Below are 1,006 nucleotides of genomic sequence, written 5' to 3'. Positions count from 1 at the left end.
CCGTCAACCCCGCAGCCGCCATCGAACACGCCGAACCCACCTCACCCTGACACCCCACCTCAGCACCAGAGATCGACGCATTCTCCTTGAACAACACCCCCACCGCCGCCGCCGTCAACAAGAACCGCACCACCCCGTCATCATCGGCCCCCGGCACGAACCGCGAGTAATACGTCATCACCGCAGGAATGATCCCCGCCGCCCCATTCGTCGGCGCCGTCACGATCCGCCCCCCAGCAGCGTTCTCCTCATTCACCGCCAGCGCATACAACCCCACCCAATCCATCGCATGCAACGGATCCCGCTCCGCCGCCTCCGCCTGCAACCTGCGATGCAACTGATGCGCCCGCCGCTTGACCCGCAAACCCCCCGGCAACACCCCCTCCTTGGCGATCCCCCGCCGCACACACTCCGACATCACCCGCCACAACACCAGAATCTGCTCACGGATCTCCGCCTCACTGCGACCGAACGCCCGCTCGTTCTCCAACATCAACCCAGAGATCGACAACCCCGTGTTCGAACAGTGCTTCAACAACTCCGCCGCCGTCGTGAACGGATACGGCAACACCGTGTCATCCGGCTTGATCCGATCAGCACCCGTGGCCTTCTCATCCACCACGAACCCACCACCGACCGAGAAATACACCTTCTCCCGCACCACGCCCCCCGAGGCGTCCCACGCGGTGAACCGCATCCCGTTCGGATGCTCCGGCAACGAGATCTTCCGCTCGAAGACCAGATCCTCCCCCACCACGAACGGAATCTCATGCGAACCGAACAACACGATCCGCCCCGAAGCGCGCATCTGCGCCAGCCGCGCCTCCACCCCGTCCACATCCACCAGCTCCGGCTTGTCCCCCGACAAGCCCAGCAGCACCGCCTTGTCGCTGCCGTGCCCCTTACCGGTCAACCCGAGCGAGCCGTACAGGATCACCTCCACCCGCGCCACCCGCTCCAGCAGCCCATCGGCCTGCAACCCACGAGCGAACCTGTGCGCGGCGGC

Annotated in this window: 1 protein-coding gene; it reads right to left on the bottom strand. The window is 65.5% G+C overall.

Going from position 1 to position 1,006, the window contains the following annotated elements; translation table 11 throughout:
• Positions 1-1,006 (bottom strand): L-serine ammonia-lyase (locus ACFSKW_RS54550; protein ID WP_379583782.1); only part of this gene is annotated, 1,006 nt, incomplete at both ends.

It is taken from the genome of Nonomuraea mangrovi (assembly GCF_042681425.1).
Classification (GTDB): domain Bacteria; phylum Actinomycetota; class Actinomycetes; order Streptosporangiales; family Streptosporangiaceae; genus Nonomuraea; species Nonomuraea mangrovi.
Note: the sequence above shows the minus strand (reverse complement) of the source record. Positions and strands in the feature narration are given on the sequence as shown.